5 protein-coding genes are annotated in these 7,826 nt (G+C 69.4%); all 5 read right to left on the minus strand.

The genetic code is table 11. The features are described from left to right. Positions 1-7: 7 nt before the first annotated feature. Positions 8-2,392, minus strand: a complete 2,385-nt coding sequence (locus M4D77_RS10315; RefSeq protein ID WP_259936147.1) for a bifunctional (p)ppGpp synthetase/guanosine-3',5'-bis(diphosphate) 3'-pyrophosphohydrolase — start codon at positions 2,390-2,392, stop codon at positions 8-10. A gap of 107 nt (positions 2,393-2,499) precedes the next feature. After that, complete coding sequence (locus M4D77_RS10320; RefSeq protein ID WP_058250276.1) at positions 2,500-3,075, minus strand: adenine phosphoribosyltransferase; 576 nt, start codon at positions 3,073-3,075, stop codon at positions 2,500-2,502. A 16-nt stretch (positions 3,076-3,091) separates the two neighbouring features. Then, a complete protein-coding gene (locus tag M4D77_RS10325; RefSeq protein ID WP_259936148.1) occupies positions 3,092-4,825 on the minus strand; it encodes an ABC transporter substrate-binding protein in 1,734 nt (577 codons plus the stop codon). A gap of 10 nt (positions 4,826-4,835) precedes the next feature. Continuing rightward, the gene (gene secF, locus M4D77_RS10330) at positions 4,836-6,029 is read right to left on the minus strand and encodes a protein translocase subunit SecF (protein WP_226513207.1); all 1,194 of its coding nucleotides are present in this window, start codon (positions 6,027-6,029) and stop codon (positions 4,836-4,838) included. Further along, entirely contained in the window at positions 6,026-7,741 is a 1,716-nt protein-coding gene (gene secD / locus M4D77_RS10335; protein WP_396266573.1) for a protein translocase subunit SecD, read from the minus strand. Before secD ends, secF begins: the two co-directional genes overlap by 4 nt. Positions 7,742-7,826: the final 85 nt, after the last annotated feature.

The following is a 7,826-nucleotide window of genomic DNA, read 5'->3' on the forward strand; positions in this document are numbered from 1 at the left end:
CTCCCGATCACGCCGCCGAGGTCACCCGGTAGACGTCGTAGACGCCTTCGACGTTGCGCACGACGTTGAGCACGTGCCCGAGGTGCTTCGGGTCGCCCATCTCGAAGGTGAACTTGCTGATGGCCACCCGGTCCCGGCTCGTCGTCACCGACGCGGACAGGATGTTGACGCGTTCGTCGGCGAGCACCTTGGTCACGTCCGACAGCAACCGGTGCCGGTCGAGCGCCTCCACCTGGATCGCCACCAGGAACACCGATTCCGGCGACGGGGCCCAGGACACGTCGAGAATTCGTTCCTCTTGCTGCCGAAGCGATTCGGCGTTGGTGCAGTCGGTGCGGTGCACGCTGATCCCGCCGCCGCGGGTGACGAAACCGAGGATGTCGTCGCCGGGCACCGGGGTGCAGCACTTGGCGAGTTTGATCACGACGTTGTCGATGCCGTCGACCATGACGCCCGCGTCGCCGCCCTGGCGTGCCCGGGTGGGCATCGTCGACGGCGTCGACCGCTCGGCGATCGCCTCTTCGGCGTCCTCGATGCCACCCAGTGAGGCGACCAACCGGTTGACGACATGCCGTGCGGAGACATGGTTCTCACCGACCGCGGTGTAGAGCGCGGTGACGTCGGTGTAGCGCAACTCGCGGGCGATCGCCGACATCGATTCCGCGCTGAGGAGCCGCTGGAGCGGGAGCCCGCCGCGGCGGACCTCCTTGGCGATCGCGTCCTTGCCGGCCTCGAGGGCCTCCTCGCGTCGCTCTTTGGCGAACCACTGCCGGATCTTGGCCTTGGCGCGCGGCGAGACCACGAACGTCTGCCAGTCCTTCGACGGACCGGCGGTCGGCGCCTTGGAGGTGAACACCTCCACCACCTCGCCGTTCTCGAGCGTGCGCTCGAGCGCGACCAGCCGGCCGTTGACGCGCGCGCCGATACAACGGTGTCCGACCTCGGTGTGGACCGCGTAGGCGAAGTCGACCGGGGTCGACCCGGCGGGCAGCGTGATGACGTCGCCCTTCGGGGTGAACACGAAGATCTCGCGCACGGCGAGGTCGTAGCGCAGCGACTCCAGGAACTCACCCGGGTCCGCGGCCTCCCGCTGCCAGTCGAGCAGCTGGCGCATCCAGGCCATGTCGTCGATCTCGGCGGTGTCGGACTTCTTGCCCGACTTGCGGTAGCCGTTCTCCTTGTAGCGCCAGTGCGCGGCGATCCCGAACTCGGCCGTGCGGTGCATCTCGTGCGTGCGAATCTGCACCTCGAGCGGTTTGCCCTCGGGTCCGATGACGGTGGTGTGCAACGACATGTAGACGCCGAACCGCGGCTGGGCGATGTAGTCCTTGAAGCGCCCGGCCATGGGTTGCCACAGCGAGTGCACGACACCGACGGCGGCGTAGCAGTCGCGGTCCTCCTCGCAGAGGATGCGCATCCCGACAAGGTCGTGGATGTCGTCGAAGTCGCGCCCCTTGACGATCATCTTCTGATAGATCGACCAGTAGTGCTTGGGCCGCCCCTCGACGGTCGCGTTGATTCGTGCACCGGCCAGCGCGTTGTTGATGTCGGCGCGCACCCGGGCGAGGTAGGTGTCGCGGGACGGCGCGCGGTCGGCGACGAGCCGCACGATCTCCTCGTAGCGCTTGGGGTGCAGGATCGCGAACGACAGGTCCTCGAGTTCCCATTTGACCGTCGCCATGCCGAGTCGATGAGCAAGTGGCGCAATGACTTCCAGGGTCTCGCGGGCCTTGCGCGCCTGCTTCTCCGGCGGCAGGAAGCGCATCGTGCGCATGTTGTGCAACCGGTCGGCGACCTTGATGACGAGAACGCGCGGATCGCGCGCCATCGCGATGATCATCTTGCGGATGGTCTCGGCCTCCGCGGCGCTGCCGAGGGCGACCTTGTCGAGCTTGGTCACGCCGTCGACGAGGTGTGCGACCTCGGGTCCGAAGTCCTTCTCCAGCGCCTGCAGGGAGTAGCCGGTGTCCTCGACCGTGTCGTGCAGCAGCGCCGCGATGAGGGTCGTGGTGTCCATGCCCAGATCGGCGAGGATCGTCGCGACCGCCAGCGGATGGGTGATGTAGGGATCGCCGGACTTGCGCTTCTGGCCGCTGTGCCGCTCGTCGGCGACGTCGTAGGCGCGCTGCAGCAACGCCACGTCGGCCTTCGGGTAGATCTCGCGGTGCAGAGTGACCAGCGGTTCGAGGACCGGCCGGACCTGACTGCGGGTCGCGGTCATGCGGCGCGCGAGGCGGGCGCGCACCCGGCGTGAGGCCGACGCACCCGGCTGGATGGAGCCGACGGCGGCCGGTGCGTTCGGCCGGTCGGCGGTCTCGGCCGACGTCGCTCCGGCGTCCGGGGTACCCGCGGGGGTCACGCCACGCTGCGCCGTGTCGGATTCATCGGGCATCAGCGGTCCTCCTCACGGTTGTCTGTCGGCATATGGTGACCCGTCCGGCCTACCGGGCGGGCTCAGCCGATTCTAGTCGCGGCCCGCCCACGACCGGGTCGACGCCGTCAGTCAAGTGCGACCGCATGGACGGGAACGTCCGGTCCGAGGCCGCGGGCGATCGTGTCCCGGCCGCCGAGACCCGCGAGTTCCATGATCACCGCGACCCCGACGACGTGCGCACCCGCACGATGGAGCAGTTCGGCCGCGGCGACCGCCGTCCCGCCGGTGGCGAGCACATCGTCGACGAGCAGGACACGCCGGCCGCTGAGGTCGAGGCCGTCGGCCGGGATCTCGAGCGTGGCCTGTCCGTATTCGAGGCTGTAGTCGATGGCGAGGACCGGCGGCGGCAGCTTGCCGCCCTTGCGGACCGCCAGCACCCCGACCTCGAGCTCACGGGCGACCGCGCCGCCCAGCAGGAACCCGCGCGCGTCGATACCGGCCACGAGGTCGATCGACGAACAACCATGCGTGAGCGCGGTGACGATCGTCGACAGCCCTTCCGGGTCCGCGAGGACCGGTGTCAGATCCTTGAAAGCGATTCCGGGAGCCGGGAAGTCGTCGACGAGGCGAGCGTGTTCGGCGATCGCCGCCTGCGCTCGCGAGACCGCCTCCGCCGTACGGTCGGGCACGACACCACCCATCGCTTCACTCCCCTGCTCAACCACGGATCGTCCACCGATCCATGTTCCATCCGGTGCCGTCGCGGCCGAGGCCGGCCACCACGTTGCCCACCCGATCCTTCCACTGCCGTATCCGCGGCGCCGCGAAGAGGGGCACCGACGGCATCGTCGCCCAGGTCGCGTTCTCGATGGACCGGGCGAGACGGAGTCGGTCGGGCGCCGAGACGGTCGTCGCGAGCTGATCCACTCCCCGGCTCACCATCGGCTCCCGGATGCCGGACAGGTTCAACGGGTCTCCGCCGCGCAACGCGTAGGCGTCCCGGCTCGGGTCGGCGGCGCCGGCCGCGGCGAATGACGCGCCCCCGGCGACGATGAGTGCGTCGACATCGCGGCCCAGCGCGTCGGGCCGCAGGTCGGGTGAGGACGCGTCCTCGACGACGATCCCGGCGGCGCGGCACGACGCCGCGATCGCCGCGGTCATCTGCTGCCACCGCGGAGTCGGCGCGACGTAGCCGATGCGTACCGTCCGCGGTCGCAGCGCGACCTCCGAACCGGCCGCCTCACCGCCGGCTGGATCCTCTACCGCGCCCTGCCCGGTGGCCGCCCGGACGAGTCCGCGCGCTCGTTCGATGTCCGGCCGCTGATAGGCCTGGCCGAATTCGGTGTTCATCTGTGCGGACAGGTTGTCTGCCGGGGAGAGCACCCGGAGATTCCAGACCTGCGCGCCGGCGCCGAAGTCGCGGGCGAGGTCGGCTCGCGGGACGCAGGAGGCGAACGCCCGGCGCATCCGGACATCGCCGAACAAGCCGCGGCCGGCCAGGACGAGTTCCTCGACGCCCAGCGCGCGCGCCGGCGAGGACGGCCCGGCGGCCCCAGCCGAACCGGCGATGTCACCGTCGACGAGGCCGGCCGTCACGTCGACGACGTCGAACCGCCCGTCGGGGAGCCGGCGGGTCGCGTCGGTCCCGCGCCCCCAGACGACGATGCGCGAGGTCTCCGGCTTGTCGCCCCACCACTCGTCGTTGGGCACCAGGACGAGTCCGCCCGAGCGCGAGTACCGGTCGATGCGATACGGACCCGACGCCGGATAGTGCGCGTGATCGATCGGTCCGAACGTCAGGTCGAAACCGGTGTTCCATGCGTCCGCGATGCGTCCGACGGCGGCCCGGTCCATCGCCCGGATCGGGTCGATGACGTCGGAGAGGCCTGCCACGCGGGCCACCACATGCGCCGGCATCATCGCCCCGGCGCCGAAGAGCGAGAGCCAGTTCCGGTACTCCCGTCCGGGCGCGAAGGTGACGGTCGCGCTCTTGTCGCCGGCCCCGCAGTTCACCGAGTCGATGTCGCGATAGCCGGCGGTGGTCGCCGGGGTGAAGCCGGGCAGCCGTCCGCTCATCGCCGCCCAGGCGAGCACGAGATCGTCGCAGTCGAGGGCCACCCCGTCGGAGAAGACCGCCTCGGGGTTGAAGTCATACCGCAGGGTCGGCACGCGGCCGGGCACCTGGGTGACCGTGCCGACGTCGCGATCCGGGATGACCTGGCCGGCCGGGCCCAGCAGACTGAAGCCGGGCAGCAGCCGGGTGGTCGCCATGAGGACGCCATCGGCGTTGCCGCTCACCGTGTTCGCGTTGTAGGTCGTGATCCGCGCGTCGACCACGTAGTCGATCGTCGGCGGCCCGTCGTCGCCGCAGGCCGTCACCAGCCCGACGACCGTGACGAGCCCGACGAGGAGGCTCAGGACCCTGACGAACTCCCGGCGTCCAACGCTCACGTCGCAGAGACTAGCGGTTGCGACGGCGTTTGCCGGTCGGGACCGCGCGGTCCGCGTCGTCGGTGTCGACTGCTGCCCCGGCGGACGCCCCTCGGCGCGTCCGGACCGGCCGCGGCTCGTCGGACGGGAGCCCGGCGCGACGCCGGAGGACCTTCTCGGTGTGCCGGCCGATGTCGGGGCGACGTTCCTTCAGTGTCGCCAGGAGCGGCGCGGCGAGGAAGACCGACGAGAACGTACCGACGAGGACACCGACGAGCTGGATCAGCCCGAGATCCTTGAGCGTTCCGACGCCGAGCAGCCAGACCGCGATGACCATCAGCGCGATGATCGGCAGCACCGAGATGACGGTGGTGTTGATCGACCGCATGAGGGTCTGGTTCACACCCAGGTTGGCCTGTTCGGCGTAGGTGCGCCGGGTGGTCTGGAGCACCGAGCGGGTGTTCTCGGAGATCTTGTCGAACACGACCACCGTGTCGTAGATCGAGAAGCCGAGGATGGTGAGCAGGCCGATGACGGTCGCCGGGGTGACCTCCCACCCGACGAGCGAGTAGATACCGGCGGTCACGATCAGGTCGAAGAACAGCGACCCCATCGCCGCGATGGACATCTCCCGGTCGAATCGCACCGCGATGTAGACGAAGACGATGACCAGGAACACGGCCAGCGCGATCAGCATGCGCTCGGTTATCTCGCTGCCCCACGTCGAGCTCACATCCGAGATGCTCACCTCGGCGGGCGCGAGTTCGGGACCGAATTCGTCGGCGAGCGCGCGCGTCACCGATTCCGCCTGGGCGAGATCGAGGGTCTCGGTGCGCACCTGGACCGTCTGGCTGCCACCGGCTCCCGCGGTCTGTACCGATTCGGGCGCCTCGCCGAGGGTCGCGGTGACAACTTCTTCGACGGACTCCGCGGTGATCTCCGAGGAGACGACCGGCACCGACATCTGGGTACCGCCCTCGAAGTCGATACCGAGGGTGAACCCGCGGATTCCGATCGAGGCCAGGCAGATCAGCAGGATCGCCGCGGTCACGCCGTACCACATGCGGCGGCGTCCCACGATCTCGAAGGCACCGGTACCGGTGTAGAGCCGGGACAGGAACGAGCGGTTGCGATCGGCGACGAAGTCGGCGTCCGCGCCGGGCTGCGCCTTGTCGGCGTCGAGGACGGCCGAGTCGCCGGTTGCCTTGTTGTACGGCCCGGTCATCGCACGGTCCCCTTCTCCCGAGTGGCGTCAGTGGTGTCGTCGGCGTCCGTCGGCGGCGCAGACGTGTCGGCGGTGGCCGCACCCGCTTGCCGGTGCGCGGCGACACGACGCTGGCGGGCGACCTCGCTGATCGCCCCGAGTCCGTTGACGCTCGGCTTCGACAGGAACGTCGAACGGCTCGCGTAGACGACCAGCGGGTGGGTGACCAGGAACACGACCATGACGTCGAGGATCGTGGTGAGACCCAGTGTGAACGCGAAGCCGCGGACCTCACCGATCGCCAGGATGTAGATGACCGCGGCGGCGATGAAGCTCACCGCATTGCCGGACCAGATCGTGCGGCGCGCGCTCGCCCAACCGCGGGGCACCGCGGACCGGAAGCTGCGCCCCTCGCGCATCTCGTCCTTGATTCGTTCGAAGTAGACGACGAACGAGTCGGCGGTCATACCGATACCGATGATCAGACCCGCGATGCCGGCGAGGTCGAGGGTGAACCCGATCCAGCGACCGAGCAGCACGATGATGCCGTACACCATGGCCCCGGCGAGGACGAGCGACAGCACCGTCAGGATGCCGAGCATGCGGTAGTAGGCCAGGGCGTAGATGAACACCGCGATCAGGCCCACCAGTCCGGCGATCAGACCGGCCTGCAGCGACGCGAGACCCAGTGTCGCCGAGATCGTCTCGGCGTCGGAGGCGGTGAAGGACAACGGCAGCGAGCCGTACTTCAGCACGTTGGCGAGTTCGTTCGACGACGACTCGGTGAACGGACTGGCGCTACCGCCGCTGATCCGGGTCTGCCCGCCCGGGATGGGCTCGTTGATCGCCGGCGCCGAGACGACGCGCGAATCGAGCGTGAAGGCGGTCTGGGTCCGGTTGGGGGCCTGCTCGGCGGTGTACCTGGGCCAGAAGCTGGCGGCCTCACCCTCGAATTCGAGGGTCACTACCCATTCGCCGGTCTGCGGATCGGTACCGGCGTTCGCGTTCTTGATGTCGCGACCGTCGATGATCTCCGGGCCGAGGAGGTAGACCTCCGAGCCGTCCGTCGAGCAGGCCACGAGGTACTCATCGGGGCGGTCGTTGCCCAGAAGCGGGTCGTTGGCCGTCGGCGAGCAGTCCATCTTCGCCATCTGCTGCTGGAGTGCCTCGAGCTGCTGCGGGGTCGCGTTCCCCGGCGCCTGACGGAGCTTGCGCTGCTCGTCGATGGCGGCTGCCGCGGCCTCGGTGGGCAGGGTGTCGGCCTGATCGTCGGCACTCTCGGGCTTCGGCGGTTGCGGAGTCGCCATGGCCGGCTGCCCGACGACCGGTCGGACGTACAGGCGCGCCGTCTGCCCGAGTGACTTGGCCTGCGCGCCGTCCTGGCCGGGGACCGTGATGATCAGGTTGTCACCGCTGACGACGACCTCCGAACCGGAGACGCCGAGCCCGTTCACGCGCTGCTCGATGATCTGCTTGGCCTGATCGAGCTGCTCTCGGGTCGCCGCCTGACCGTCCTCGGTCCGCGCGGTCAGCGTGACGCGCGTACCGCCCTGGAGGTCGATACCGAGCTTCGGTTCGATGGTCTGGGGTCCGGTGAAGAAGATCAGTCCGTAGACGACCGCGAGCAGGCCGATGAAGGCCACGAGCGGACGCCACGGCGGGATCTCTCGAGCCGGTCGCGACCGCTTCCCTGCAGTCCGGCCCTTCCCCGAAGTCCGAGAGGGAGTTGTCACAGCTGTTCAGGTCTCCTTGAGAGCGTCAACCGGCCGACGAGCAGCCCGACCGGCATGACCCATCGTCCACTCCTGGCCGGGACAC

The organism is Gordonia sp. p3-SID1431, assembly GCF_025143765.1.
GTDB lineage: Bacteria > Actinomycetota > Actinomycetes > Mycobacteriales > Mycobacteriaceae > Gordonia > Gordonia hongkongensis.